Source organism: Blautia hominis (assembly GCA_002270465.1).
Lineage (GTDB): Bacteria > Bacillota > Clostridia > Lachnospirales > Lachnospiraceae > Blautia > Blautia hominis.
Map to the genome: position 1 here is coordinate 547,197 of NQOF01000001.1, position 25,747 is coordinate 572,943.

Below are 25,747 nucleotides of genomic sequence, written 5' to 3' on the forward strand. Positions count from 1 at the left end.
CTATCAGCATGAAAACGCCTCCCGGTACAGTGGCCTGTGTACAGTAACGTAACAGTTCAGCCTTCCTCTGTCCCGCCAGGTGCTGCCTTGTAATTGCAAGGCAATCCCGAGACAGCCACGCGCCAGACTGTGGTTTATGCAGTCTGTACCCTGAAGGGCAGAACTGTGCATGCTTTTGTTACTATGAAGCCGGAAGGCTGAATAATAACTATAGTCACATCCACCCGCAGGCCCACGCTATGGGGCAAACAACAGCAGACGCAAGCGCATAGACGGCTCCCAGAATAAATACCGGTATACCGATAAAAGTACAGAATAGGCTGATGCACGGATGCCTCCGCGCAAAGCGGGCTGCTGTAGTATCAAACCTGTTCTCCGCTCTCTGAATCGACTTTCTGAACTGTGTCATAACTGTCCCTCCTATGGCATCTATCCTATCACCAGCCGTATTAAAACGGTAAAAGTGATACCGAAAAGAAATAAAAATGCCATTAAAAAGGACTTGTTGATCACTCTGTATCCTTGACAGCCTTATCCAGAAAGACCACACCGTCCAAATGCTCCAGCTCGTGGCAAAAACACTTTGCCATCTCATCTTCCCCTGTCAGGATGATCTCCTCCCCGTTTTCATTGACTGCCCGAATAGTAACGCGCTGTGGACGGATGGTCTTTACAAAGCGGTTCGGAAAGCTCAGGCATCCTTCTATACATTCCTGAACCCCGCTGCTGCCAATGATCTGCGGATTGATCAGCTTCAGCGTTTGGTCGAGGTAATCAATGACCACCAGCCTTTTCAAGATCCCCACTTGGTTTGCCGCCAGTGCTGCGCCGTTTTCCGTGTTGCAAGCCGGGCGTTGCTCGGGTGTACAAAATCTCCCTTTTATTCCAGACCTCTTTTCACATATTCAATATATCTTTTGCCGCAGCCACTCAGTTCCCTTCCCACACGTTTGATATATCCGCAGCATACCTTCACGCTGCAGTCCTCCAGCTCAATTCTGTGTATCCTGCCGTCCTTTCGTTTCTTTTCATCCATCAGGCAGCTTATATTTCCCAAATCCGTTTTCAGCAGAAGCTGGGTCATGGCATGGTCACTGCATACCTCCACCCCTCTGTAAAAAAACTGGGAGTCCACCAACTTTTCTTTGAGATTGCCAGGATGCTGAAACAAGGGAATCCCTTCCTCCAGATTCTGGACAAACCGTATCTTCTGCAGCTCCGCTTTTGTCACACTTTCCCTGTCATAATACGGGTTGCCGGGACCGGCGAATAAAACCAGCCTGGTATCTTTTAACTTGCAGAATTCCAGATGCCTCTGTTCCAGCATTCTGTCAACTGCATTTTTTTGAAATTCTGAGACAAAAATAAATCCCAGTTCCACCCGGCGGTGTGTCACCTGATGCAGCACCATTTCCAGGGTCCCTTCCAGATATCTGGCCTGCAGGTTTTGTTCCTCCCTGTAAAAATCCGCAAAAAGACCGGCCAGAAGATTACTTGGCATGGAGGAAAGGCTGAACACTTCGGACCTTACACTCCTTTGTACCTGCTGGATCACCTGCATATCCTTTAAGATCCTGCGCGCCTGCTCATAAACAAGTTCCCCCTCCGGGGTCATCTCCACACCTTTTTTACTGCGTTTTAAAAGACAGACGCCCAGGCTTTTCTCCAGTTTGCTGATCGTCATGCTCACATGGGGCTGTGTTGTATACAGCATATCCGCTGCTTTGCTGAGAGAGCCGGTATCCACACTCATGACAAAATACTGCAGTTGTTTCATCTCCATCATCTTCACCTAATCCCATCGTCTATGCCGTCAACACCGTCACCTGCCTGGTCACAAAAAGCGGTGGCAGGCCGCTTGATGCCCTGGTCCTATCTCCCTGAGCTTTGGTTTCTCTGTTCTGCACCTGTCGCTGCAAAAACCGCATCTTCCCTGAAACGGACAGCCCTCCAAAATATCCAGGGGGCTTGGCACTTCCCCCTCAATACTATCAATCGCACGGTCCTGCTCCATATTTATGGAAAACAGCGCCCCCAAAAGTGCCTGCGTATAGGGATGGGCTGCCTGGGTCCCCACGGCCTCCCCTGGTATGACCTCCACGATATGTCCCAAATACATCACCGCGATTTGATGGGCGAATGCCTGTATCAGCGCGATATCATGACAGATAAATACAATGCTGATATTCTTTTCTCTCTGCAGCTTCACCAGCAGTTCTATGATTGTCTTCTGTATGGACACATCCAGCGCTGAGGTGGCTTCATCACATACCAACACCTCAGGCTCCAGGGACAAGGCCCTGGCTATGCCAATCCTCTGTCTCTGCCCGCCGCTCATACTGTGAGGATATCTGTATAGAAAATCCTCCGAAAGCTCCACCATATGAAGAAGCTCCTTTGCCTTTTCCTCTTTTTTGTCCTTAGAAAGCCTTTTAAAATTCATGAGAGGCTCTGTCAAAATATCTATGATCTTCATCTTAGGGTTAAAAGAGGCAAGGGGATCCTGAAACACCATCTGCATGTTCTGGCGGTTCAGCCATTTTTCCTTCTTTGGCAGTTGTACAATATCTCTGCCGTGATATAGGATCTTACCGCTGGTAGGATTATCCATCTGAATGAGCATCCGCACAAGTGTGGATTTTCCACAGCCGCTTTCCCCCACAATCCCCAGGGTCCTGCCTTTATATACATGCAGATTAATATCACTGCAGGCCGTCAGCACTCTTTTCCCCGATGCGGGAAACTGCTTTACAATATGACTTGCCTCCAATACCACTTCCGATTCATGAAACAAAACGTTCACCCTCCATTTCCGGAACAGCCCTGAGCAGGCTTTTTGTGTAATCACTGGCCGGATGGTTCATTACCTTATCTCTGGTCCCCTGATCCACAACTTTCCCATTCTGCATCACAATCAGCTTATCAGCCATATAAGCAGCAATCCCCAGATTATGTGTCACGATGATAATACCCGTCTCATACCTGTCCCTTAAATCCATCATCTGCCGTACGATCTGTGCCTGGGTGGTAACGTCAAGGGCACTGGTGGGTTCATCCGCCAGCAAAAGTTCAGGCTGGAACGTCATAGCCATAGCGATGCCCACCCGCTGGCGCATACCCCCGCTTAGCTGGTGGGGATAACTTTTCATAATGTTTTCTGCGTCTGCCAGACGCATCTTTTCCAGCATCTTTACGGCCTGGTCCCAGGCATTTCGTCCCGAGACCCTGCTGTGTGTGCAGATGTACTCCACATACTGCTTCCCTATTTTCCGAATGGGATTCAGCGTCCCCCCGCAGTCCTGGAATATCATGGACATTTTCGTTCCTCTCAGATTCCGCCACTCTTCCCTTGACTTCTCTGTGAGGGCTTCCCCCTGGAAATATATCTCTCCCGCGCTCATACACCCGGAACCGGGCAGCGCACCCAGCACTGCACGGATCACCGTGGTCTTGCCGCTGCCGCTCTCACCTACCACGCTGACTATCTCCCCTTTTTTCATAGAGAGGTTAAAATGCTCCACCACCGGTTCCTGCTTTCCATAGCGAACGGTCAGATCCTTAATTTCAAGCATAGCCCCTCCTTTATTCTGCCAGGGCAATATCCTTGGTCAGCCAGTAATAATCCATCGGATACATTTTCACTCCTGTGACATCTTTTGACGAGAACAGATACGTGGTCTCATACCCGAAGAACACAGTTGCAGCATCATCCATGATCAGCTGCTGGGTCTCTGTGATCAAATCTCTCCTTGTATCCTCATCAAACTCTGTGACAAGCTGGTCCAGAAGTTTATCCACCTCCGTATTGCTGTATCCCATCTGGTTGGAGGATGAGGTGCTGTACCAGTTCTCCCGGAGATACTTTTCCGGGTCACCGGTATTTGCCACCAGTACATTCCAGATAAGCAGGTCAAACTCCCCTGCATCCCTCATATCAAGCAGCGTTTCATAGCTGACTGTATTTAATTTCACATTGATCCCAATATCTTTCAGACTTGCCTGGGCTGCCTGTGCATAGACATTGAGCTCCTCACGGCTTGTATATATGACAAATTCCAGTTCCAGCTTCTCCCCGGAAGGTGTCTCCACAAATCCGTCACCATCTGTATCCTTATATCCGGCTTCCTCCAGAAGTGCTTTAGCACTGTCCGGATCATACGCGTTCTCATCCTTCAGCTCATCAAATCCAAAATCAAGGGTAGGAGGAACAGGCGCCTTGCCCGCTGTGGCTCCGCCTTCCAGCAAAATGTCACTGTAAGTTTCCTTGTCCAGACCTCTGATGACTGCCTGACGCAGCGCTTTGTCGGCGAGCACACCATTCTGGTTCATAAAAGCATACGTGGAGCGCAGGGATTCCAACTGCTGTACATTGTAATTTTCACTGTCTTCAAAATCCGCCAGATTCTCTGTCTTCAGATTGTACGCAATCTGTACCTCACCGGTCTGAAGAGCCATGGAACGTGTTGTTTGGTCATCGATACACTTCAGGGTGACTTTTTCAAGAGGCACTTCCCCATCCCAATAATAATCATTGCGGACCACCACACAGGAATCTGTAGGGCTGAAAGACTCCACTGCGTATGGCCCTGTGCAGATGGGGCCATCCATGGCAAAGGACTCCGTATCCGCCTGTGTATCCACAATGAGGAACAGGGGGTCTGCCAGGCTTCCAGGCAGGATAGCCACCGGCTCTTGTGTTTTTATGAGCAGATTCTGCCCTTCCACCTCCATGGACGCAGGCTCAAAGAAAGATACGGCCCTGTCACTAAGTTCAAATGTGCGCTCCAGAGATGCTTTAACCAGCTCCGGTGTCATGTCGTCTCCATTGGAAAATTTGACACCCTCACGAATCTTAAAGGTCCAGGTAAGCTGATCATCGCTGATCTCCCAGCTCTCCGCCAGACATGGTACGATCTCACCATTTTCATCGAAACGCACCAGCGTCTCACCGACTCCGTATCTGGATACCACCCAGCTAAAATACTGCTCTGTGGGTTCCAGTGTATCGGCAAAACTAGTCACGCCTATGGTGATTTCACCGCTGCCCGTACCTGATTGGCCTGACGTGGATGTCTCCTGCGAATTGGCTGTTTCTTTGGCATCCGCATTTTCCCCGGAACTGTTCCCGCATCCTGCCAGTAATCCCGCTGCAAGGCATCCTGCCAGCAGGGTACCAATGGTTCTTCTGTATAATTTACTCATAATATTTTTCTCCTTCTGTATTTACGGCATCTGTGACCTCTGTTACATCTGCCTTTACTCTTGTTTCGGATCCAGGATATCCCGGATACTGTCACCCAGCATATTGAAAACAACCACTACCGTTACGATTGCAATACCGGGATAAATCATGAGCCAGGGGGCTTTGGATATGTAAGTTCTGCCCTCGTTGAGCATCAATCCCCATTCCGGCGTGGGAGCCTGGGCTCCGAATCCCAGAAAAGACAGGGACGCAAGCTCCAGCATCATGGTTCCAATATCCGTGGCAGCAGTCACCAGCATGGTTGTGATCATATTGGGAATCACGTATTTAGTGATGACCCTGCTTCTTTTTGTACCTGTTACAATGGCAGCCTCAATATACAAATTCTTTTTAATTTTGAGGACCATACTCCGCGAGAGCCTGGCGTACTTAGTCCAGCTCACTGCGGAGATGGCAATTACGGCATTTACCATATTGGGCCCCAGAAGACCTGCAATGGCAATGGCAAGCACCAGACCGGGAAAGGATATCATCATATCGGCAATCCGCATGATCACAGCATCCACAATCCCTCCAAAATATCCTGCCAGTATGCCAAGTGTGGTTCCCACCAAAAAAATCACAGCCACAAGACACAGGGTCATTGTCAGGGATGACCTGGTCCCATAGATGACTCTGGAGAGCACATCCCTCCCCAGTTTATCGGTCCCCCAGGCATAGTCACCGCCCGGCCCCTGCAAAGAATCACTCATCACAGCCTCATATGGATCTTTTGGTGCTATCCATGGGGCGAAAACTGCAACTGCGGCAATGGCGGCAGCCAGCAGGAGAAAGACTGTAAACTGTTTATTGTTCTTCAAAAACCTCAAAACCTTCAAATCACTGTTCCTCCTTTAGTCTGGGGTCCAATCGGTTATAGGAAAGGTCTACCAGCAGATTGATCCCCATATAGAGGAGCGCGATCCACAGTACATAGCCCTGCACTAGGGGATAGTCACGGCAGGATATGGCTTTTACCGCCATGCTTCCCATACCCGGCCAGTTGTATATGATTTCCACAACAGCAGTTCCCCCAAGAAGGCTTCCCAGGGAGAGTCCCAGCAATGTTACCAGAGGCAGCATGGCATTGGGCAGCACATGCTTCCATAGAATGGTGCTCTCTTTGATACCCCGCATACGGGCGCCCGTCACATAGTCCTGATTCAGTTCCTCCAGGACAGCTATTCTGACCTGCCTGGTATATTTCGCAGACATGGCGATCGCCAGTGTCACAGCGGGGAGAATCAGGGATTTGAAATCCGTGCTTCCTCCTGATACAGATACCCACCGAAGCGTCACGCCAAAGACACTCAGCAGAATCAGCCCAATCCAAAAGTTGGGAATGGACACACCAAAGAACGTCAGGCCCTTCACCAGGTAATCCACCCATTTATTCTGATATACTGCCGATAAGATGCCCAGCGGTACAGACACCAGCACCATGATGACCAGAGAGGCCAAGGCCAGTTCAAATGTGGGCCAGAAGCAGGATACCAGTTTCTCCACCACAGGGACCTTCATGGAATAAGAGGTGCCCATATCCCCTGTCACCACTCCTTTCAGCCAGGTCCCGTACTGTACCAGGAATGGTTTATCCAGTCCCAGTTCAGCCCTTGTCTTTGCCAGCAGCTCCGGCGTGGGCACATTGCCGCACTCTGTGAGCATGATTTCCGCCGGATCACCTGGGGACAGATAGGTGAGCCCAAATGTAAAAAAACTGATTCCTATCAATACAATCACAATTTGGAGCAGTCTTCTGCCTACGTTTTTCTTATTCAACTTTTTTACCTCCATTGTTATATGCAGCCATTTCGTACCGAATAACTGCGGCACCTCCGACGCAAAAAAAGGACAGCCTGATGCACAGACTGTCCCTACTCTCAAAATATATAAAAAAACGCAGAATCCTGCCGTTATTTCAAGAGTTCCCATCAGCCGTGTGAAACATCTCAAAGATATAAGCAGTTCTCCTGACTCCAGTTCAACGCCCCCAGATACCTTCCCGGACGCTTGTCCAGTGGCATAACATCTGAGCGCTCCCTGTCACAGTGGCGGGACCGTACCGGACTTACACCGGTTTCTCTTTTCATGCTGTATCAGCAACTTATATCCTGTATGATCATTCTCTAAGTCCTTATTATACTTGAATATCAGGGGAATGCAACTTTTTATGTATCACAATTTGTTATAGATGGAACTCTTATCACTCAGTCTCTTACAGCCCTTTTTGAAATAAAAGCTAAAAAAGCCCTTGCAATCCGGTAAAAACCTGTTATAATAATATCTTGTCAGAGAGAGTTGCTGACATATTCATAAATATCATGGACGGTTTCCCGAGTGGCCAAAGGGGACAGACTGTAAATCTGCTGCAAATTGCTTCGGTGGTTCGAATCCACCACCGTCCATTTTATCGGATAGGTTCGCCTATCCGATATCTTTTGCCGCAGTGGCGGAACTGGCAGACGCCCGGGACTTAAAATCCCGTGGGTAGTGATACCCGTACCGGTTCGATTCCGGTCTGCGGCATTGAGAAAAAATGAGAGAAACGTTGAATCTACAGCGTTTCTCTTATTTTTTTGTCTCTAAAAGTTTGAACACCTTTGAACACTTTATAATGAAATCCCAAGTTTCTGAAAAGCAAGCATATTATTTTCCCCCTTGTTGACATTTCTCAGATAGTGGAGAGTAGTTGCTACTTCACTATGCCCCATTAGATAACTAAGGGTTGTGAGATTATTTCCGTCAAAGAAAGAACTATATGTGGAAAGTATACAGAAAATAGCAGACAGCACAATTGCAAAAGTGTTGTCTGTTATTCTTTTCTAGTCTCTTGTACCTTTTTTCCTGGTGCATTTTATAAAATCGTATTATACTGTGAGTAGTGGAAGTCAAACAAATTAAAATTTATAAAACTTAGAAGTCTTAGTAAAGCATGCAGGAAGGAAAATCAAAATGTCAAAAAGAAAAATAGGTATAGGTTCAATATCATTATTGTTAGTTATAATTGCACTTATTTGGAGTTACAATATTTTTGGATTTTGTTTGGGAGATAAAGTTTTAAGTAATTTTAACTTACCGACATGGTCGAATGGAAACAATGAACAGATTGTAAATACTTTTTCTATAGTTACATTTGACAATAAAGGACAAGGTATTCATTATACTGCATATTATTCTCTTATATTCGTATTACCGGCTTTGGTATTAGCTTTAAAGAATAAAAATCATTTGTATGCGATTATAGGAAAATGGATGTCAATCATTTTTATTGCGTTATTGTTAATCAGTCCACTGTTAGTAATGATTTAATCATACAATTGCAGTTTGTACGCTAGATATCTTTGAACACATTTTGAACACCCGGACCGCGATGTAGTCTTCAAATCCTCTTTCTATCAGTATTTGTGATTACTTGAAACGGTTCGATTCCTGTCTGCGGCATTTGAAAAAGCCTTGAGAAATCAAGGTTTTTTTGATATTCAGAAATATTTCTTTATATGGTCTATAAAGGATCTGACGTAATTGTTCAGTACCCTCACAGTTACAGGCAAAAATCCATGCAGAATCGCCTTTGGCGATGGGATTTTTGCTTGGCCGTGGTACACTTTCTTACGGTCAGCGCAGTGAATGCGCAGACCTACTGAATAGTTACGATCTGACATCACTTTGGCGTAAGTGGTAGCCTAAAACGGAATCAGAAAATTTTAGGTTTATGGGAAATAACCGTATGATAAGTGAGACATGGTGAAGAGATTTGTGTTAAGATACTATGTATATGGGGTTAGGAGAAAAGGAAAATGAATGATGTAGACTATAAGGCAAAATTGTTTGAGATGATTATAAGTGGAAAAGGATTGCAATATGTCATGGACGAATGTTCTGAATTGCTGGGCAATCCTTTTGTATTTTCAAATCAATCGCTACAGTTGGTATGCAAAAGCTCTTCATGTAATTTATTTCCAGAAGTGTTTAACTGGATCGAATGTAATAATGAAGAAAAAATGAGAGTTGCGGAAGAAGCAAATAGTGCAGGATATTTTAGAGATATTTATGCAAGTGATTCTCCTGTATGTGGAAATATTACAGGTATTCAGGAAAACTGGATTGCAGCCAGAGTGCGTTTGAAAAATCAGGTACTTGGAAATATATTGGTAGCGGATTGTCAGAGCGCATTTACAAAAGAAAGTCAAGAATTATTGCCTTTTATATGCCAAACGATTGCATTTACATTGCAGCAGATAAATAAACCAAATAATGATTATCATAAATATGCTCCTTTGCTTATTGAATTGCTTGATGGAAATCTGGATGATAATTATAATGATGAAATAGTGCGTACACATTTTAAAATTTTAAATCAGATGTTACCTCCTAAAATGCGTATTTTGATTGTACGACCTAATGGATTAGAGCGCACAGTAAATATGTCTATCCTTGACGCCCAATTGAGCGCACAGTTTCCATTATCTTTTGGAATTATTTATAAAAATGATTGTGTCCGTATTTTAGATGGCACACTTACAAATGAAGCTATAGAGGAAAGATCGCTTAGATATATGTATAGAGATTATACGACATGTGGAATTAGTCGTGTTTTTGCGTCTACCCTCTCTATGCATGATGGGTATCTTCAGGCAGATGCAGCAGTACGGCTAAACAAAAAATCAACAAAGGGTATTATCAAATATTTTGATGATGTTACAGGTCCATTTCTATTAGAACAGACGGTGGCAGCAAACAACATGTCGGCAGAAGGAATGATTCTCCCGGAAATTTTACCACTTCTAGAAACAAGCGAAACTTCAAATTCGGAAAGGCTGCAAGATTTGGCTGCATACTTAAGCTGCGGACGTAATGTTACACGAGCTGCTGAATTACGGAAAGTGCATAAGAATTCTATGTATTATCGTTTGGATCGTATTATAGAATTGACAGATCTGAATTTGAATGATGATGATACGTGTATTCAACTGATAATTTCCCTTTCATTACTGGGAGTGCTCCCTTTTCGCTAAACTTATAAGTAAAGTGGACATTTGCATTCTGATTTGCTACATGCTTATCTGTATCCAACTTGATTTGTGCTATTAGAACAAAAATAGCCTGGTTAATTCATGTATAACGCCGTGGTTTTTGTGCGAAATGAATGATATGATTCCCATATCACATATATTGCAGGTGTTTCTTTTATAAATATTTACACATCTGCTTCGTACGAAAGGAGTTTTTACATGAACAAGATTGAAAAGATACCGTCATTTAACCAGAATCTACTTACCTACGAACCGATTTTCCCCCGCAACGAGGTTTATATGCGTTGGCTTAATAAGCTCGTATTATGGGAGGGAGATGAGAACGCAACATGGGTTGAAAGTTCCAGAGCTTATTTTGAGGGAACCTATATTCATGCAGGCATTTCTAATAACTCAGTAGTTTTTACTGGGGTTGATGCACAGCAGCTCATATCAGATGCCTCTATTAATAATGTATGGAAATGGAAAATTGGACGTTGTAAGCATTTGGTACAGCTTGACAATAATGGATTAATTATGAATCATGGCTTATTTGTTCGTGACGCAGAAGATTCATTCCGAGCTACCGCATGTGATGTGACGCCGCTAATGATGCTAATGCGGAAGCGCAAATATGATGTACAAATGACACAGATAGATCAATTTGTTTTTCAGTTTTCTGGACCGCGTTCTCTTACTGTAATTGAGCGTGTAACACAGACAAATCTTCATGATGTGAAATTTCTGGAGGTTCGCCCAGTTACCATTCCGGGAATTGATGCAAAGTTTGAAGTATGCCGTATTGGAATGTCCGGTACCCTGGCCTATGAGCTTCGAGGGGATGCAGAATGGGGACCCACAGTATACAAAATGGCTTATGAAAAAGGTCAACAGGATGGCCTGAAACGTTTAGGGGCTCGTGATTATCACGTAAATCATACATTTGGTGGATATCCACAGATGGCATGTTCTTTCATGCAGTCTTATAATTATGAACCATGGTATGCGGATATGTGCATGAAAATGTTTACATATGAGCCAAGAAATAACGGTTCTGTTGATCCGGAGGATAACAGAGCAAGATGCCGATCCGCTGCAGAAGTTGATTGGGCATGGATGGCAGATTTTAATCACGACTTTGTTGGAAAAGAAGCGTTACAAGAAGAAGTGCAGCATCCGAAGCGTAAAATTGTAACACTGGAGTGGAATAAAGAGGATATTGTTGATATATACGCATCACAGTTTACGGACGATCCGTATAAATATATGGAAATGCCTTCTGGAGTGAATGAATTTGCTGGTGACCACCAGAACTATGTATGCGATGCAGATGGCAATGTGATTGGCATTTCAGCAGTACCAGTATATAGTTCCTGGTATCATACCACTATCAGCGAAACGATTCTTGATATTGATAAAATTAAAAAAGGCGCGGAAGTATATGTCCAATGGGGTGATTTTGGAGGTAAAATTAAAAATGTTCGAGCAACCATTACCCGTTACCCTTACATTGATTTAGTTGATAACAAAGATTATGACTTAGGCACTGTCCCATGTGGGGTAGCCGAATAGATGCAATGGAAAGTCAAATTATACTCAAGTCTTCTTAATGGTATTTTTTTTGGTGTTGTATTGACAATTATTGGAAATGTCATTAATAACGGAAGTATAGATTGGTCCCAATTTCCGATTGGCTTTCTATCGTCAACCATCATTGGCACTATTATGGGAATAATTATACCCGGCGGAAAAATCAGCGAGATACTAACTAAAATGTTTGTTAAACCAGGAACATTTCTTTATAAAGTGATTTTTAATTGTTTTTTGATGGGAATAATCCTTCTCTATATGTGCCCGCTAATGACTATTTTTAATGGATGTATTTTAGGAGGAGCAACAATCATGATGGTACTTCCAGATATGTTTTTAATGGCACCATATTTTTTTGTGATCTGTGTACCTCTTCTACTGTTTATAGGAGACAGTATTATGAATTTAGCGTTTAAACTTGCAAAAAGCAGATAATATCACTATACCCAAAATATTGACAATACGAAAACCAATTTGTTATAATCGACGACGAAAAGAATATTGGAAAACAATGACACTAAATAGCGCTAAGACCTATGTCTGATGGTTTCGGCGGTATTTAGTGTTTTTTGTTTGCATGGAAATAGGAGGAGAAGAAAATGCAAAAAACAAAAGGAGACGCAATATTTTTTACTGCAGTAACCGCGTGGATTATGGTGTATATTGTGACGTTATATAATACTGTGTTAGCCAGCGGAATATTTGTCAATGAAACATTTTTAACAGATATTGCAAAAATGAATTTCAAAGACTAGACGCAAATCTAATCTGCAAGCTATGTGATTACTTTGAGTGTGAAGTTGGAGAATTGATTTGCTATGTAAAAGAATAGTAAACTGTTGCTTTTATTGGCATGGAGTGAATAAAGGGGAATGCAGAGATAGGAAGGCTCCTGTATTTTTTTGATTGTGTATTTTATAAAATGGAATTATACTGTGTGTAATGGAAGTCAACAAATTGAAAAATTGAAGGGCAAATATAATGAGTAAAGAGTATACAATTCCGGCGTGTTCAGGAATGAAAATTGATATTAAGCAAGGTCAAAGTATTACAGTAATTGATATTGAAGGTGGTCAAGTAGTAGACTTTTTTGCTGAAGTGAATGGAAATGCAAATGAATTTCTTTCGACCGGAGTGACGATTGATTGTAATGAATCTTTGAAATTGAATATTGGAGATATTATTTATACAAATCTATACCACCCAATGATGAAAGTGCTTTCTGATGATGTTGGAGAACACGATATGCTTCACCCATGTTGCCGGAGGGAAATGTATGAATTTTTCTACCATAATGGCGGAGAACACCCAAACTGCTTTGACAATATCAATAGGGTGCTTGAAGAACAACGTGCTATTATTACCCCTGTCAACTTGTTCATGCACACAAAAATCAACACCGATGGCAGTATTTCAGTGGAAGAACCTATTTCAAAAGCAGGTGACAAAATTGTCTTAAAAGCACTAATGGATATTACACTGGGAGTTGCCGCTTGTAGTGTTTCTGAAAGTAAGTGCAATAGTGGAAGATGTTCTTCTGTCAAAATTGTTGTTGATTAAAACAATTCCAGATGTGCGCGATAGATATCTTTGAACACTTTTTGAACACCCTTGGCTACTGTCTCACTGTATCCCATCAGGTGGCTGAGGGTAGCAAGATTGTTCCTGTCAAAAGCAGTTGAAACATTTAGAACCAAATTTTATGACTGAAATAAAGTAATGAACTTGAATATGGACATTTTGAATTAAATACAGAAGAATTGTTACGAAAAAGTCTCCTGTTCCTTTTCAATTGCATATTTTGCAAAATAGAATTATACTGTGAGTAATGGAAGTTAAGCGAAACTGAAATTTATGGAGGAAAAACTATGCGACTTTTTTGTATTCTTTTTGATATAGGAATGTCTATGACTATGTTTATAATAGGTATTTTATTTTATAAATCAAACGGAAAAGGTGCCAATTTCCTATCTGGCTATAATACGAGGTCGACTGAAGAACGTAAACAATATGATGAGAAGGGAATGTGCAGGCTTTATGGAAAAAGAATGATATATATGGCAATCCCTTTTTTGTTTGGAGCTATAATAGATATTTATTTTGTTGGAATTGGATGTTTGATTGCTTGGGTATTATGGCTGATTCTTTTTTTCTTACTCCTTATTAAACGTCATAAAAGTGAAAAATGACTTCTATATTTGTAGCCGAAAAACGTTGAAGACTTTCTAACACCGAAACCGTGATGATGTAGCAGAGGAAATGTTGATCATGCAGCGTTTCCTTTTTTTGAAAATTTTTGTGCACCATAAAACACTTTATATTTAGTTCTTATAGTAAAAGAATAACGTTATGCCGGTACACTGGTATGAAACAGATAAAATTAAAAGTTATAGGGGATAAAAGTATATGATGATACATGAAAGAAATGATAAAATGTGGGAACCTATGAGGTCTGACTGTTCAAAATGTTCCGGATTGTGTTGTACTGCTCTGTATTTTTCAAAAATGGATGGCTTTCCAAAAGATAAAGTATCAGGTCAGCCATGTACAAATTTATTAAAAGATTACCGATGTAAAATACATTCGCAGCTTGAAAAGCAGAAAATGAAAGGTTGTATTGGTTATGACTGCTTCGGTGCCGGACAGCAGGTGACACAGGTTATTTATCAAGGCCGGACTTGGAATGACATACCAAACCAGGCAGCAGAAATTTTTGATGTTTTTGTTATAGTATTTCAGCTTTATCAAATCAGATATTATTTGATTGAAGCCATGTCGCTTGTTTCAGCACAGCCATTAGCAAAATCCATTCAGTGTTTGATCGAGGAAAATATAAAAATGTGCCATTATCGCCCCACTAATATCTTATCTATAGATTTAGAGCAATACAGAAACCGGTCGAATACAATTTTAAAGCAAGTGTGTAAGCTGCTTCAGAAAAGTATGCATAGTGAAAACAAAAAAATTCCGGCTAATTTTCTCGGGGGCAATTACAAGGGACAGGATATGAGTGGAGCAGACCTTAGCACAAAGCTTTTAATTGCTGCTAATTTTGAAAAGAGCCTCTTTAAGGGAACCATTTTTTTAGGCGCTGATACAAGGGATACTAACTTTAGTAATGCTGATTTAAGTGAAGCCGTATTTTTGACACAAGGACAAGTGAATTCTGCAAAAGGAAATCGTAATACAAAATTACCCTATCATTTGGATTACCCATCTACATGGAAGTAGAGAATCCTTGCACGCAAGCTGATTTTTCCGCACTGTAGTGATATAATTGGAGTATGCAAATAGTAGAGAGAATAGTAACTATTCAGTAGGTCTGCGCATTCACTGCGCTGACCGTAAGAAAGTGTACCACGGCCAAGCAAAAATCCCATCGCCAAAGGCGATTCTGCATGGATTTTTGCCTGTAACTGTGAGGGTGCTGAATAGTTACAGAGAATAAAAGAAGGACATGTCTATAAATGAAATACAAAAAACAGATCAATTCTGAATTAACGCAAATAGCTAAAAACGTACCCTATAATAAGATGATCATAAAGTGTGCCAATATCTTTCGGGTTATATCTTTTAATCTAACAAGGGTTCCAAGAGAAGTTGTTGATCGGCATATTACTCTTGCAGGACATAAGGGGTTAAAATTTAAGGTGGAAATATTTGAGCCATCAAATGTAAAAGAAAAGCTGCCCTGTTTGATCTATGTACATGGAGGAGCATTCAGTTATAAAGCTTCCGCCTATCATAAAAAACTTGCATGTATATATGCAATGAAAGTAAAATGCAGGGTTTATTACCCGGATTATCATTTAACCCCTAAGTATCCATATCCGGCAGCATATGATGATGTTGTGGCGTTATATAAATGCATTATGGAAAATTCAGACGCATTTGGTATTGATAAGGAAAAGATTGGGGTGGCCGGAGATAGTGCCGGTGCATCCGTTGCTGCACTGATCTGTAATAATTATGAACATGAAGCGTTGAAACAGCCATGTCTTCAAATGCTTGTATATCCTGTAACGGATGTAGATATGCAGACAGATTCCATGAAAAAGTTTTCGGATACTCCGTTATGGAACGCAAAGAGCAACAGACGAATGTGGTTATATTACTGCAAGAATTTAAAAGATAAAGATATATATGGCACTTCTCCCATGCATAGTAGTTTACCTCAAATACTTCCGGCCTCCTATATCGAAACCGCAGAATATGATTGTTTACATGATGAAGGCATTCTATATGGAAAGCGCTTGTGGGAAGCAGGAGCGACTGTTGAAATAAATGAAACAAAAGGAACCATTCATGGATATGACTCAGTCATAAATACCAAAATAGCAATCACCAATATTAAAAAACGTATTTTATTTTTGAAGAAAGGGTTTTATGGCCGTTCCCCTATCTAAACCAATTCCATTTTACGGAGGTATTTCATGTTTAACGAAATTTGTATATATGAAGCAAAACTAACCAAGTTGGATGAAATTGAGGAACTAATGAGGGAAGTAGCTGCGTTTTATTTAAAACAAGATGGTGTCATAGACGTACACTATATAAAACGTACTCATCGACAAAAAGATTTTAATGCGGTTAAAGAGGGCGAATTACCTGTTCGTCTTACAAGAAATGTTGGTAAGGTGACATATGTCTTATACTGGGTATTGGAAAATGAAGAAGCTCATGCAAGAGTATCTAAGCTTGGTGTAGAGAAATTTTATAAGCGATGGAATCGCTGTTTAACCACAATGCCTAAAATAATTCTGGGTGAGAATGTCATCTAACCTGTCAATCTGCAGTATTTTTAAAAGACCGGCTCAGGGTTGAGCCGGACTTTTTTATTTTATACATTTCTGCTGTTTTTTTCCACTTCGCATCGAATGACCATTGCACCGTGTGAAGGAACTCTCATCCGGACAACGCCGCCTTTACAGACATGTATCTTCTTGATAAGGCTGTATCCGAAATCTCCTGTCACAATGAGCTGCTTAAAATGTGCCTCTCTGCTTCTGGATATACCCAGTTCCCAGACAGACAGTTCCACCATCTTGGTCTGGTCACTGTTATTCACAGCCACCACGGTCTTTGCCCTGTCCGTAAATCTCCCATAGCACAAAAGCTGGTAATCATTCGCCAGGAATTTTAGGGATCCCTCTATCAGTTCCCGGTTCTCCTTGTGAATGGCGATCATGTCCCTGTGGAACTGGATCAGTTCCCTGTCTTCCCTGCCCCAGGGATAGGTTCTCCGGTTGTCCGGGTCCGTAAATCCGCACAGTCCGGCCTCATCTCCATAGTAGATAGTGGGCGCACCGGGCCATGTCATCTGCATGACAACAGCCTCCCGGAAGACTGCCTTGTTGATCTCATGCTCTGCCGCCTCGGACCCCAAATGGGCTACACGGCCCACCTTGTGGTTTGTCCTTGTAAGGAAACGGGAATGGTCGTGGTTGGACAGTTCATTCATGGCAGTCATTAAGGAAGGCGCGTAAAAACTGGCCATATGATACTGCATGGCACTGATAAAGCAGTCGCTGTTCCCAAACATCCCCTCACTGTACTCATCACTGTGCTTCTCCATTCCTGTCAAAAACCAGGTCACCGGCTCCATAAAAGCATCATAGTTCATGACCGTATCCCACTGGTCACCCTGCAGCCAGGACTTCGCCTCCCCGTAATGCTCGGCAAGGATGATCGCCTCTGGATTGGCTTCCTTCACATTCCGTCTGAAATCTCTCCAGAACTGATGGTTATATTCATTGCTGTGACCCAGATCCGCAGCCACGTCAAGGCGCCATCCATCCACATTATAGGGCGGAGACACCCACTTTCTGGCTATCTTCATAATATATTCGTACAGCATGGGGGAGTCCTCATAGTTAAGCTTCGGTAGTGTGTCATGCCCCCACCATCCGTCATAAAACTGATTATACGGCCAGTCATATTCATTGTGGAAACGGAAGAAGGTGCGGTAAGGACTGTCCCCTGTGATGTACGCCCCCTTCTCATATCCCTGCTGGTGCTCATAAATACGCTCCCGGTCAAGCCACTTATTAAAAGAACCGCAATGATTGAACACACCGTCCAGGATCACCTTCATGCCTCTTTTGTGCACTTCTTCCACAAATCTGGCAAAAAACGCATTGCTGGCTTCCAGGTTCTCGTAGTCTGTCACCCTCTTAATGTATTTGGATGCATGGGAATTATCCTTGTCCCCCCAGTTAAGAGAATCACCCCCGTCACTGACGATCTTTCCGTAATGAGGGTCAATATAATCATAGTCCTGGCTGTCGTATTTGTGATTGGAGGGAGACACAAAGATGGGGTTAAAATAGATCACATCCACACCCAATCCCTGCAGATAATCCAGCTTATCCCAGACGCCCTGCAGATCTCCGCCGTAGAAATCCCTCACATCCATGGATTGGGGCCAGCGGTACCAGTCCTCCACTCTCTGGACATGTTCATCAATATAACAGTATTCTCCCGTCACCACATCATTTGACATGTCGCCATTGCAGAAACGGTCCACAAAGATCTGGTACATAACCGCGCCTTTGGCCCATTCCGGTGTCTTGAAGCCCGGCACAATGCCAAAGGAATAGTGTGGGTCAATCTCCCGCACCACACCCATCCTATTGTAATAACAATTCAGCTTGCCTGTATATATCTCAAAATAATACCTGACCGTCTCAGTACCAAGGGGAATATTGGCTTCATAATAATCAAAGCCATCCCTGGAGTCAGCCAGGTCCATCACTTTTTTCTTGTCTTCGTATACCAGATAGACCAAATCCACATTATTTTTCTTTGTGCGGATCCTTACATTCACAACGTCTCCCGGCTCCGGCTCAAAAGGTGTCCTGTAATTTTCTGTCTCATCACTGAACACCGCACGTTTATTGAAAGCAGGACGCATGTTGGTCACATACTCCTGAATTTTCTGTGCATTCTTCATATATTCGTAATTCATAATGCATCCTCTCCATCATTCAGTCGAAAAAGTCCTGTATCTCTGCTTTTTCTGAATTACTATAACTATGCAGTAACCTCATAGCTGCGAAATTCTAATCAAATACCGGTCGTGGGTACACTTTCCCATCATTAATCTATTTTATCCCACCCTTGCTGCATATACAACTACTTTTTGAAAACGAATGCTTTTATGCAAAAATTGACGCTTTTTGTACAAATTTTTCCATAAAAGTCGAATCTTTACGCTCTGCCCTCTGAAAAGTAAAAGAGACAGTCTTACGACTGCCTCTTTTGGAGAAGGTATTTCTTCTTATGGGGTGTAGCAAAAACTATATAATGTATTGGGGGGTTTTTACAGTTATTATAATACCATGCAGCACGGAAAAAGTGTGCACAATCTTAAATAAATTTTTAACGAATTTTTGACCATTTTTACATCCATCAAAAATACGTCTTTCCTATTCTTTCGGAAATCTGTACAAAACCTGCCCCCAAACCTACATTTTAGCTTTCTGACACCACATTTTCCTGAAATAATGCCTCGAACTCTTCCCGTCCGATCTTTTCCTTTTCCAACAGCAGCTCCACACATCCGTGAAGAACATTCATATGTGCACCGATTATTTCTTTTGCTTTGCCGTAAGACTCATCAATGATGCGTTTTACTTCACTGTCAATCAGAGCCGCTGTCTGCTCGCCATAATTCCTGGCGTGGGCCAAATCCCGGCCAATGAACACTTCATCTTCATCTGAACCGTAATTGATCAGCCCAACTTTATCCGACATACCGTACTGGGTGACCATGGAACGGGCAAGCTGTGTGGCCTGCTTGATATCCTGGGAGGCTCCTGTCGTCACATCCCCGAAGATCAGCTCCTCCGCTACGCGGCCGCCCAGGTCCACAATGATGTTCTCCAGCATTTTATTCCTGCTGTTGAACATTTCATCCTGTTCCGGCAGAGGCATGGTATAACCTGCAGCACCCATTCCGGTGGGTATGATGGATATGGTGTGCACGGGTCCCATCTCCGGCAGCACGTGGAACAGAATTGCGTGGCCCGCTTCGTGGTATGCGGTAATTTTCTTTTCTTTTTCGGAGATCACACGGCTTTTCTTTTCCGCTCCGATCCCCGTCTTAATAAATGCCTGGCGGATATCCTTCTGGGTCAGGAAATATCTGCCGTCCCTGGCGGTAATGATAGCCGCCTCATTCATTAAATTCTCCAGGTCCGCACCTGTAAAGCCTGCTGTGGTCCTGGCGATCTCTTTCAGATCCACGTCCTCGCCCAGAGGTTTCTTCCTGGCATGGACCTGTAATATCTCTTCTCTGCCCTTCACATCCGGTCTTCCAACGCCAACCTTACGGTCAAAACGGCCGGGACGCAGAATCGCCGGGTCAAGAATATCCACACGGTTGGTGGCTGACATTACAATAATGCCCTCATTGACACCAAAGCCGTCCATCTCCACCAACAACTGGTTCAGAGTCTGCTCTCTCTCGTCATGGCCGCCGCCCATACCGGTACCTCTTCTTCTGGCAACCGCATCAATCTCATCAATAAATATGATACAGGGGGCGTTCTTCTTGCCTTCCTCAAACAGATCCCTCACACGGGAGGCACCTACACCTACGAACATCTCCACAAAATCCGAACCGGAGATAGAGAAAAACGGAACTCCGGCTTCCCCTGCCACAGCTTTTGCAAGCAAGGTCTTACCTGTTCCCGGAGGGCCTACAAGCAGAACTCCCTTTGGAATCCTGGCCCCCACCTTTACATACTTCTGAGGGCTTTTCAGGAAATCCACGATCTCCTGTAGCTCCTCCTTCTCCTCCTGGAGTCCTGCCACATCCTTGAATGTGACACTCTTTTCACTGTCCACAGTCATCTTGGCACGGCTCTTGCCGAAATTCATCATCTTGGCATTGCTGCCCCCTGACATCTGCCGGCTCATAAGATTGAAAACAAAAATGACCATGATCCCCACTAAAATAAGGGGAAGGATGGAAGACATAAAGGTATTGTCCCCCGGCACGTCTCCTACTTTGGGTTCTACCCCTTTTTCTGCCAGAAAATCACTTAACTTCTGGACATCTGTTGTGTTGAACTGCTCCTGGTCCCCGTTTTTCAGTTCCACACTGACTTTGCCGTAAGGACTTACTTTCTCGGGATGGATATACACTTCCACAACCTGATCATTTTCTACCGCAACTTTAAATTCTGCCTCGCTGTACTCGTTATTCACTGTGAGCTGCCGGCTGAAGATCCAGTATCCGCCTATGACCAGTACAACGATCAAAAGGACGCTGGGCAGCCAGCTTTTTGCCTGTCTGTTCACGTCATGTTCTCCTTTCACCTTATATCACTATAATTCCACCACACCAATATAAGGCAGGTTTCTGTATTTTTGTGCATAATCCAGCCCATATCCCACTACAAATTCATCCGGGATATTAAAGCAGACATAATCCACGTTCACGTCTTTTACTCTCCGTTCCGGTTTATCCAAAAGGGTACAGAGACGAAGGCTGTTAGGATTTCTCTGCTTCAGCACCTCTATAAGATAGCTCAGTGTCCTGCCGGAATCAATGATATCCTCCACGATCAGCACATCCTTGCCCTCTATACTCTCATCCAGATCTTTTACGATCCTGACTACACCGCTGGAACTGGTGTCATCTCCATAACTGGATACTGACATAAAATCAAGGCTCACCGGAACATTGATCCGCTTTGCCAGCTCACAGGTAAAAAACACACCACCTTTGAGCACACAGATTAAATGCACCTGCCTGCCCTCATAGTCCCTGCTTATCTGCTCTCCGATCTCACGGATCTTTTTGTCCACGTCTTCTTCGCTGATCAGCTGCCTGATTGTTTCACTCATCTTCCTTTTCTCCTTTGACCTGTACTTTGATTACTGTCTTTGTCTGCCCGGTAATTTTGTAATATTCACTGATACGGTAGCCCACCACCCATACGATGTGGGACCCGTCCGCCAGCAGGGTCAGGTTCTCCCGCTCCTGCCTGGGAATCTTGCAGTCTATCAGATAATCTTTTAATTTTTTTCTTCCTCCCGCGGAGGTGACAGTCAGATAATCTCCCGGCTGCCGTTTTCTCACGGTGAGGTTTCCTTTTATTTTATCATAATCGAACCATTTCGTATACTTTTTTTCCGGAATTTGCTGGTTTTCCCAGGAAAAAACGTGGAATTCCAGCTCTTTTGGGAGAATTTCCCGATCCCCCTTTTTATAAAACAGAAGATTGCCGTAGGACTGCTGCACCGTAATGCCGTGTGCCAGGGATTTCTGTCTCCCTGTCCTTTGCCCCAGCAGTTCCAAAGCTTCCTCCACATGGACGGAAGTGATATCCTTCTCCCCCCCTGCCAGATATGCCAGCACTCTCTTCACAACATATGCCTGCATCACCGGATGCTCTGCAGAAATCTCCTCTGAAAGGAAAAGTCCGTCCTCATGTCCTCTGACATACCTACTATAAAGCATATCCGCCTGCTGCCCAAGATATTCCTCCACGGACAGAAAAGTTTGCGCTGCTTTCGCAATGTGTTCTACTGCCCGGGGATTGACTTCCTTAAGCTCCGGCAGGACTCTTTCCCGGATTTTATTTCTGGTATAGGACAGCTCTTTGTTGGTGCTGTCCTCCATCCAGGCAATGTGCTTTTTTAACAGCCAGCTCTCAATCTCACTTCTTCCCACACACAAAAGGGGACGGATATAGACTCCGTCCCCCATCCGGCGCACAGGATGGATTCCCGCCAGGCCTGCGGCTCCGCTTCCCCTTGCCAGGTTATGAAGGACCGTTTCCGCCAGGTCATCCCGGTGATGGGCAAGTGCTGTGCTTTTTGCGCCTGCTTTTTTGCCTTCCAGACTAAAAGCCTGCTGACGCACAGCCCGTCCTGCCTCCTCCACCGTCATATGTCTCTTACCGGCAATCCGCTCCACCTCATAAGAATACACGCTGCAGGGTATGGATAGCTCCCTGCACAGCCGGACCACATACTCCTCATCCCGCTTTGCCTCACTGCCCCGCAGCTGATGGTTTACATGTACTGCCTGTACGGAAAACGGCACCTTTTTCTGATACTCCCATAACAAAAACAACAGGCACACCGAATCTGCCCCGCCGGAAACTCCGACGATCACCTGGTCGCCCGCTTCTATCATCCTGTACTGCTCTATATAAGAAAATACCTTTTCCTCCATATTTTTTCCTTGGTCCATTGGGTATTTATATCCTTTCCGCATTACTTTTTCCAGAGTCCCGCTGCAAGCACTGTCATATCATCAATCGCTTTGTACTCGCACTGGGCCAGCACCCGCTCCAGGATCCCTCTTCCCAGGTCCTGTGCCGCTTCTGCGTGGGTCTGCAGGATTATCTCTTTCATGGTATCCTCCGCATTCTCCGGAGGCAGGGCATCCAGCACCCCGTCTGTCACCATGATGATAAAATCACCCTCGTAGAGCTTCTTGCTGGTAGATTCATAATCCACCTGCTGCACCAGTCCCAGGGCCAGGCTTGTGGATGAAATGGCTTCCACCCAGTGGTCTCTCTTAATAAATGTGGTGGCTGCTCCGGCCTTCAGGAAATGACATATACCGGAGTACAGGTCTACAATGGAGATATCCACAGTGGAAAACTTTCCTTCCCTGGTCTGCAGATTCAGAACCGAATTGACCATTCTGGCTGCTGTCTCCCCGGTAAATCCGGAATCCACAAACTGTTCCAGCATGTCCACCACATTCTCACTTTCCCGGCAGGCCTCCAGACCGGAACCCATACCGTCGGACAGGCACATGAAAAACTGGCCGTTGTCCTCTGTGGTGCACATGTAATTATCCCCGGAAATGGTCTCTCTTTCCTTTGTCACCTTAGCTACGCCGTACAGCATCTTGAAATTCACTTCCTCCACAAAACGGACAACTGTGAACTCCCTTGTGATCAGAGTCTTGCCCTCCACCTTGGGCGTCATTCTGCTTCCACACATTTTGGTGAGCACTGCTCCCGCCTCCGAAGCGGAGATACAGGCCTGTCCCTTTGCGCGCAGCTCGCAGAAATACTGTATTTTCCCGTCCGGCTGCTGCAGCATCCAGACATTCCTTAGAAGTATATGCTTCTTTTTCAGTCTCTTGGCAAATTCCTCCCGGAATACAGGGTCCGTCTGGACAATGTCGAACAAATCCCTGGACAGCACTTTCATAAGCTGTGCCATCTCTCCTAACTGTTCTGCAACCGCGATCCGGTTTTCCAAAAGTTTATTATTCCACATCAGATTCTGTCGTTCTCTCTCCATTAACCTCTGCATTTCCTGCGTAAGCTTGCCCTGATTGATGCAGACCCCTGTCAATTCCGTTTTCGCCACCCGAAGCTTCTCCTCGTCCCCTTCCTCCATAACACGGAAAAGGCTGTAGACCCTCTGGTATGACTGCACGGAATGCTGTTTCCAGCAGATATGGTTTGCCGGGCATGTCTTACACTGTCTCTCTCTTAGTTGTTCCACCAGTTCCTCCAGTTCCCCGCCTGATAAGTAGTCCTTGCGGTATGGCATACCGTAAAAGCTGTCTGCAAGTTTCTGGAAGGATCGTGCATAGCGCTGCATTTTCTCTTTCTGTGGATGCTGGTCGTACACCAAAGTGGCTGCACTTTTTTTCATGTCTGAAAAAATAGTTTTTGCCATGTCCCGCAGTATCAACAGGGCGCTGACCACGAGCATGGCAATGATCCATTCCTGCATCTGGTATTACCTCCCCTGAATAAGCAATCGCTATCAAAGGTGTATTATAGATGCTTTTGGCTTCAATCTTTGTCAAAAACACGCTGTAAAAGCGAAAAACTTTTAGACAAAATCTGTTCCTTATTCTTCCTCTTTAAAGATAATCTGATTTCCTTCCACAAGCCCCAGTTTGTCCCTGGCCACTTCCTTGGCATATTCATCTGTCTGCATGTACTTTTTCAGCTCATCAATTTCTTTTGTCCGCGCTTCCTCGTCTTTTATTTTAGCGCTGACTTCGCTCTTTTTCGCCTCGTACTGTGCTACTTTTCCTTCTAATCTGCTGCTTTCCGCCATTAATCCTATAAATAAAACGCCTACTACAAATGTAACGCTAGCCATGGCGATTTTGTTTTGCAGGCTTTTTTTCTTTTTTCTTCTCATTCTGATTCTTCCTGACTTTTCGTATCGACTTTTGTTTAGATAAGGAAATTTTAACCCCTGACAGCCAAAATTTCAACCTTTTTCTTATGTAGTGTAGTGGTTTCAGCGGTATTTTTAATAAACACTTTATCTTTGACAAAAAAGCGGAAAGATATTTTACCAGAAAACCGCTCAAGCCCCAATGATAGATCAGTGCGCCCAGGCATATCCCTGCAAGGGCATATACCCGTATGATCCCGTCATTCTCCAGATATATGACGGAGAAAAGAAAAACGCCTGCCACGCACCAGTATAGCAGGTCTTCCAGGCTTACAAAAAAATCGTTGTGGGATATGACATTCCGGAAAATTCGGAGAATATCGTAAGCTGCCGCAAGCAGGACTCCGGCCAGAAAGGTCCTGCAGAAAAACAGCAGCTCCTGCTGCATATAGCCGCTCATCTTACTTAAAGAGCCTCTTCAGCATTCCGTCCCCGCCCTTGGACTTTAGAACCGTCCCCTGGCTGTAGACAAGACTGTCCACCTGGCCTGCAATGTCCACCTCCTGTTTATCAAGATCAAGACGGGTCACATGGAGCTCAGACCCTTTTATAGTCAGCATGCCGGCGCTTGTGATCAGACTGATCTCCCCATCGTCAAAAGCGACCACATCTTTCACTCCGGTTATGCTTCCTGTCTCCCTGTCAGTCATCTGCAGCTTATGTGCGGTCTTCAACTGCTTCTCTTCCAAAATAGCAAATCCCCCATATATCTCTCTCAAAAGAT

At 44.1% G+C, this 25,747-nt stretch carries 26 protein-coding genes, 2 tRNA genes, 1 pseudogene and 1 riboswitch; of the genes and pseudogenes, 13 read left to right on the top strand and 16 right to left on the bottom strand.

Annotated features, from left to right (window positions below):
* Positions 1-214: 214 nt before the first annotated feature.
* From CI595_RS02580 to nikB, 8 genes and pseudogenes are all read right to left on the bottom strand, one after another.
* The gene (locus tag CI595_RS02580; protein WP_095171392.1) at positions 215-409 is read right to left on the bottom strand and encodes a hypothetical protein; all 195 of its coding nucleotides are present in this window, start codon (positions 407-409) and stop codon (positions 215-217) included.
* A gap of 100 nt (positions 410-509) precedes the next feature.
* Positions 510-842, bottom strand: a pseudogene (locus CI595_RS02585) (peptide deformylase); the annotation flags it as partial.
* A 38-nt stretch (positions 843-880) separates the two neighbouring features.
* A complete protein-coding gene (locus CI595_RS02590; RefSeq protein ID WP_095171396.1) occupies positions 881-1,786 on the bottom strand; it encodes a LysR family transcriptional regulator in 906 nt (301 codons plus the stop codon).
* Between the two features lie 48 nt (positions 1,787-1,834).
* Positions 1,835-2,794: an oligopeptide/dipeptide ABC transporter ATP-binding protein gene (locus CI595_RS02595; RefSeq protein WP_095171399.1), complete on the bottom strand. Its 960-nt coding sequence runs from the start codon at positions 2,792-2,794 to the stop codon at positions 1,835-1,837.
* Positions 2,784-3,572: an ABC transporter ATP-binding protein gene (locus CI595_RS02600; RefSeq protein ID WP_095171401.1), complete on the bottom strand. Its 789-nt coding sequence runs from the start codon at positions 3,570-3,572 to the stop codon at positions 2,784-2,786. Before CI595_RS02600 ends, CI595_RS02595 begins: the two co-directional genes overlap by 11 nt.
* A gap of 10 nt (positions 3,573-3,582) precedes the next feature.
* Complete coding sequence (locus CI595_RS02605; RefSeq protein ID WP_095171403.1) at positions 3,583-5,202, bottom strand: ABC transporter substrate-binding protein; 1,620 nt, start codon at positions 5,200-5,202, stop codon at positions 3,583-3,585.
* Positions 5,203-5,256: 54 nt separating this feature from the next.
* Entirely contained in the window at positions 5,257-6,081 is an 825-nt protein-coding gene (gene nikC, locus CI595_RS02610) for a nickel transporter permease (protein WP_095171406.1), read from the bottom strand.
* Position 6,082: 1 nt separating this feature from the next.
* Entirely contained in the window at positions 6,083-7,021 is a 939-nt protein-coding gene (gene nikB, locus CI595_RS02615; RefSeq protein WP_205728108.1) for a nickel ABC transporter permease, read from the bottom strand.
* A 164-nt stretch (positions 7,022-7,185) separates the two neighbouring features.
* Positions 7,186-7,365: riboswitch (cobalamin riboswitch) on the bottom strand.
* 200 nt (positions 7,366-7,565) lie between these two features.
* Here nikB and CI595_RS02620 point away from each other — a divergent pair.
* From CI595_RS02620 to CI595_RS02680, 13 genes are all read left to right on the top strand, one after another.
* Positions 7,566-7,647: transfer RNA gene (locus tag CI595_RS02620), tRNA-Tyr, on the top strand.
* 35 nt (positions 7,648-7,682) lie between these two features.
* Positions 7,683-7,768 (top strand) — tRNA-Leu (locus tag CI595_RS02625).
* Positions 7,769-8,194: 426 nt separating this feature from the next.
* Entirely contained in the window at positions 8,195-8,551 is a 357-nt protein-coding gene (locus CI595_RS02635) for a hypothetical protein (protein WP_095171410.1), read from the top strand.
* A gap of 488 nt (positions 8,552-9,039) precedes the next feature.
* Positions 9,040-10,257, top strand: a complete 1,218-nt coding sequence (locus tag CI595_RS02640) for a PucR family transcriptional regulator (protein WP_095171412.1) — start codon at positions 9,040-9,042, stop codon at positions 10,255-10,257.
* Between the two features lie 216 nt (positions 10,258-10,473).
* Positions 10,474-11,826, top strand: a complete 1,353-nt coding sequence (locus CI595_RS02645) for an aminomethyltransferase family protein (protein WP_095171414.1) — start codon at positions 10,474-10,476, stop codon at positions 11,824-11,826.
* Entirely contained in the window at positions 11,827-12,279 is a 453-nt protein-coding gene (locus CI595_RS02650; protein WP_095171416.1) for a hypothetical protein, read from the top strand.
* A 164-nt stretch (positions 12,280-12,443) separates the two neighbouring features.
* Positions 12,444-12,599, top strand: a complete 156-nt coding sequence (locus CI595_RS25970) for a hypothetical protein (RefSeq protein ID WP_156087454.1) — start codon at positions 12,444-12,446, stop codon at positions 12,597-12,599.
* Positions 12,600-12,610: 11 nt separating this feature from the next.
* Positions 12,611-12,676 (top strand): hypothetical protein, encoded by a 66-nt coding sequence (locus CI595_RS27470; protein WP_330397255.1) that lies wholly within the window; start codon positions 12,611-12,613, stop codon positions 12,674-12,676.
* 149 nt (positions 12,677-12,825) lie between these two features.
* Complete coding sequence (locus tag CI595_RS02660; protein ID WP_095171418.1) at positions 12,826-13,404, top strand: DUF1989 domain-containing protein; 579 nt, start codon at positions 12,826-12,828, stop codon at positions 13,402-13,404.
* Positions 13,405-13,712: 308 nt separating this feature from the next.
* Positions 13,713-14,033: a DUF3784 domain-containing protein gene (locus tag CI595_RS02665; RefSeq protein WP_095171420.1), complete on the top strand. Its 321-nt coding sequence runs from the start codon at positions 13,713-13,715 to the stop codon at positions 14,031-14,033.
* A 217-nt stretch (positions 14,034-14,250) separates the two neighbouring features.
* On the top strand, positions 14,251-15,075 hold the full coding sequence (locus tag CI595_RS02670) for a pentapeptide repeat-containing protein (RefSeq protein WP_095171422.1): 825 nt from the start codon (positions 14,251-14,253) through the stop codon (positions 15,073-15,075).
* Between the two features lie 236 nt (positions 15,076-15,311).
* Positions 15,312-16,250 carry an alpha/beta hydrolase gene (locus tag CI595_RS02675; protein WP_095171424.1) on the top strand — a complete coding sequence of 313 codons (939 nt, stop codon included), beginning with the start codon at positions 15,312-15,314 and terminating at the stop codon, positions 16,248-16,250.
* A 27-nt stretch (positions 16,251-16,277) separates the two neighbouring features.
* Positions 16,278-16,625, top strand: a complete 348-nt coding sequence (locus CI595_RS02680) for a hypothetical protein (RefSeq protein WP_095171426.1) — start codon at positions 16,278-16,280, stop codon at positions 16,623-16,625.
* Between the two features lie 59 nt (positions 16,626-16,684).
* On the opposite strand, the gene CI595_RS02685 is transcribed toward CI595_RS02680, so the two are convergent.
* The 8 genes from CI595_RS02685 to yabP all read right to left on the bottom strand — a co-directional run bounded on the left by CI595_RS02685 (position 16,685) and on the right by yabP (position 25,712).
* The gene (locus CI595_RS02685) at positions 16,685-18,811 is read right to left on the bottom strand and encodes a glycoside hydrolase family 13 protein (protein ID WP_095171429.1); all 2,127 of its coding nucleotides are present in this window, start codon (positions 18,809-18,811) and stop codon (positions 16,685-16,687) included.
* 506 nt (positions 18,812-19,317) lie between these two features.
* Positions 19,318-21,150, bottom strand: a complete 1,833-nt coding sequence (gene ftsH, locus CI595_RS02690; RefSeq protein WP_095171431.1) for an ATP-dependent zinc metalloprotease FtsH — start codon at positions 21,148-21,150, stop codon at positions 19,318-19,320.
* A 27-nt stretch (positions 21,151-21,177) separates the two neighbouring features.
* Positions 21,178-21,699, bottom strand: a complete 522-nt coding sequence (hpt, locus tag CI595_RS02695) for a hypoxanthine phosphoribosyltransferase (protein WP_065542819.1) — start codon at positions 21,697-21,699, stop codon at positions 21,178-21,180.
* A complete protein-coding gene (gene tilS, locus CI595_RS02700) occupies positions 21,692-23,053 on the bottom strand; it encodes a tRNA lysidine(34) synthetase TilS (protein ID WP_243135082.1) in 1,362 nt (453 codons plus the stop codon). Before tilS ends, hpt begins: the two co-directional genes overlap by 8 nt.
* A gap of 23 nt (positions 23,054-23,076) precedes the next feature.
* The gene (locus CI595_RS02705) at positions 23,077-24,564 is read right to left on the bottom strand and encodes a SpoIIE family protein phosphatase (protein ID WP_095171434.1); all 1,488 of its coding nucleotides are present in this window, start codon (positions 24,562-24,564) and stop codon (positions 23,077-23,079) included.
* A gap of 120 nt (positions 24,565-24,684) precedes the next feature.
* A complete protein-coding gene (locus tag CI595_RS02710) occupies positions 24,685-24,984 on the bottom strand; it encodes a septum formation initiator family protein (protein WP_187143990.1) in 300 nt (99 codons plus the stop codon).
* Positions 24,935-25,423: a spore cortex biosynthesis protein YabQ gene (yabQ, locus tag CI595_RS27035; protein WP_095171436.1), complete on the bottom strand. Its 489-nt coding sequence runs from the start codon at positions 25,421-25,423 to the stop codon at positions 24,935-24,937. The genes CI595_RS02710 and yabQ overlap by 50 nt, the downstream gene beginning before the upstream one ends.
* 1 nt (position 25,424) lies before the next feature.
* The gene (gene yabP, locus CI595_RS02720) at positions 25,425-25,712 is read right to left on the bottom strand and encodes a sporulation protein YabP (RefSeq protein WP_095171438.1); all 288 of its coding nucleotides are present in this window, start codon (positions 25,710-25,712) and stop codon (positions 25,425-25,427) included.
* Between the last annotated feature and the right edge of the window lie 35 nt (positions 25,713-25,747).

Excerpts from the sequence above, each read along its gene's own strand:
- CI595_RS02580 (WP_095171392.1), bottom strand. The coding sequence starts at position 409 with ATGACACAGTTCAGAAAGTCGATTCAGAGAGCGGAGAACAGGTTTGAT.
- CI595_RS02590 (WP_095171396.1), bottom strand. The coding sequence starts at position 1,786 with ATGATGGAGATGAAACAACTGCAGTATTTTGTCATGAGTGTGGATACC.
- CI595_RS02600 (WP_095171401.1), bottom strand. The coding sequence starts at position 3,572 with ATGCTTGAAATTAAGGATCTGACCGTTCGCTATGGAAAGCAGGAACCG.
- CI595_RS02605 (WP_095171403.1), bottom strand. The coding sequence starts at position 5,202 with ATGAGTAAATTATACAGAAGAACCATTGGTACCCTGCTGGCAGGATGC.
- CI595_RS02635 (WP_095171410.1), top strand. The coding sequence starts at position 8,195 with ATGTCAAAAAGAAAAATAGGTATAGGTTCAATATCATTATTGTTAGTT.
- CI595_RS02640 (WP_095171412.1), top strand. The coding sequence starts at position 9,040 with ATGAATGATGTAGACTATAAGGCAAAATTGTTTGAGATGATTATAAGT.
- CI595_RS02645 (WP_095171414.1), top strand. The coding sequence starts at position 10,474 with ATGAACAAGATTGAAAAGATACCGTCATTTAACCAGAATCTACTTACC.
- CI595_RS02650 (WP_095171416.1), top strand. The coding sequence starts at position 11,827 with ATGCAATGGAAAGTCAAATTATACTCAAGTCTTCTTAATGGTATTTTT.
- CI595_RS25970 (WP_156087454.1), top strand. The coding sequence starts at position 12,444 with ATGCAAAAAACAAAAGGAGACGCAATATTTTTTACTGCAGTAACCGCG.
- CI595_RS02660 (WP_095171418.1), top strand. The coding sequence starts at position 12,826 with ATGAGTAAAGAGTATACAATTCCGGCGTGTTCAGGAATGAAAATTGAT.
- CI595_RS02665 (WP_095171420.1), top strand. The coding sequence starts at position 13,713 with ATGCGACTTTTTTGTATTCTTTTTGATATAGGAATGTCTATGACTATG.
- CI595_RS02670 (WP_095171422.1), top strand. The coding sequence starts at position 14,251 with ATGATGATACATGAAAGAAATGATAAAATGTGGGAACCTATGAGGTCT.
- CI595_RS02675 (WP_095171424.1), top strand. The coding sequence starts at position 15,312 with ATGAAATACAAAAAACAGATCAATTCTGAATTAACGCAAATAGCTAAA.
- CI595_RS02680 (WP_095171426.1), top strand. The coding sequence starts at position 16,278 with ATGTTTAACGAAATTTGTATATATGAAGCAAAACTAACCAAGTTGGAT.
- CI595_RS02685 (WP_095171429.1), bottom strand. The coding sequence starts at position 18,811 with ATGAATTACGAATATATGAAGAATGCACAGAAAATTCAGGAGTATGTG.
- hpt (WP_065542819.1), bottom strand. The coding sequence starts at position 21,699 with ATGAGTGAAACAATCAGGCAGCTGATCAGCGAAGAAGACGTGGACAAA.
- tilS (WP_243135082.1), bottom strand. The coding sequence starts at position 23,053 with ATGGACCAAGGAAAAAATATGGAGGAAAAGGTATTTTCTTATATAGAG.
- CI595_RS02705 (WP_095171434.1), bottom strand. The coding sequence starts at position 24,564 with ATGCAGGAATGGATCATTGCCATGCTCGTGGTCAGCGCCCTGTTGATA.
- CI595_RS02710 (WP_187143990.1), bottom strand. The coding sequence starts at position 24,984 with ATGAGAAGAAAAAAGAAAAAAAGCCTGCAAAACAAAATCGCCATGGCT.
- yabQ (WP_095171436.1), bottom strand. The coding sequence starts at position 25,423 with ATGAGCGGCTATATGCAGCAGGAGCTGCTGTTTTTCTGCAGGACCTTT.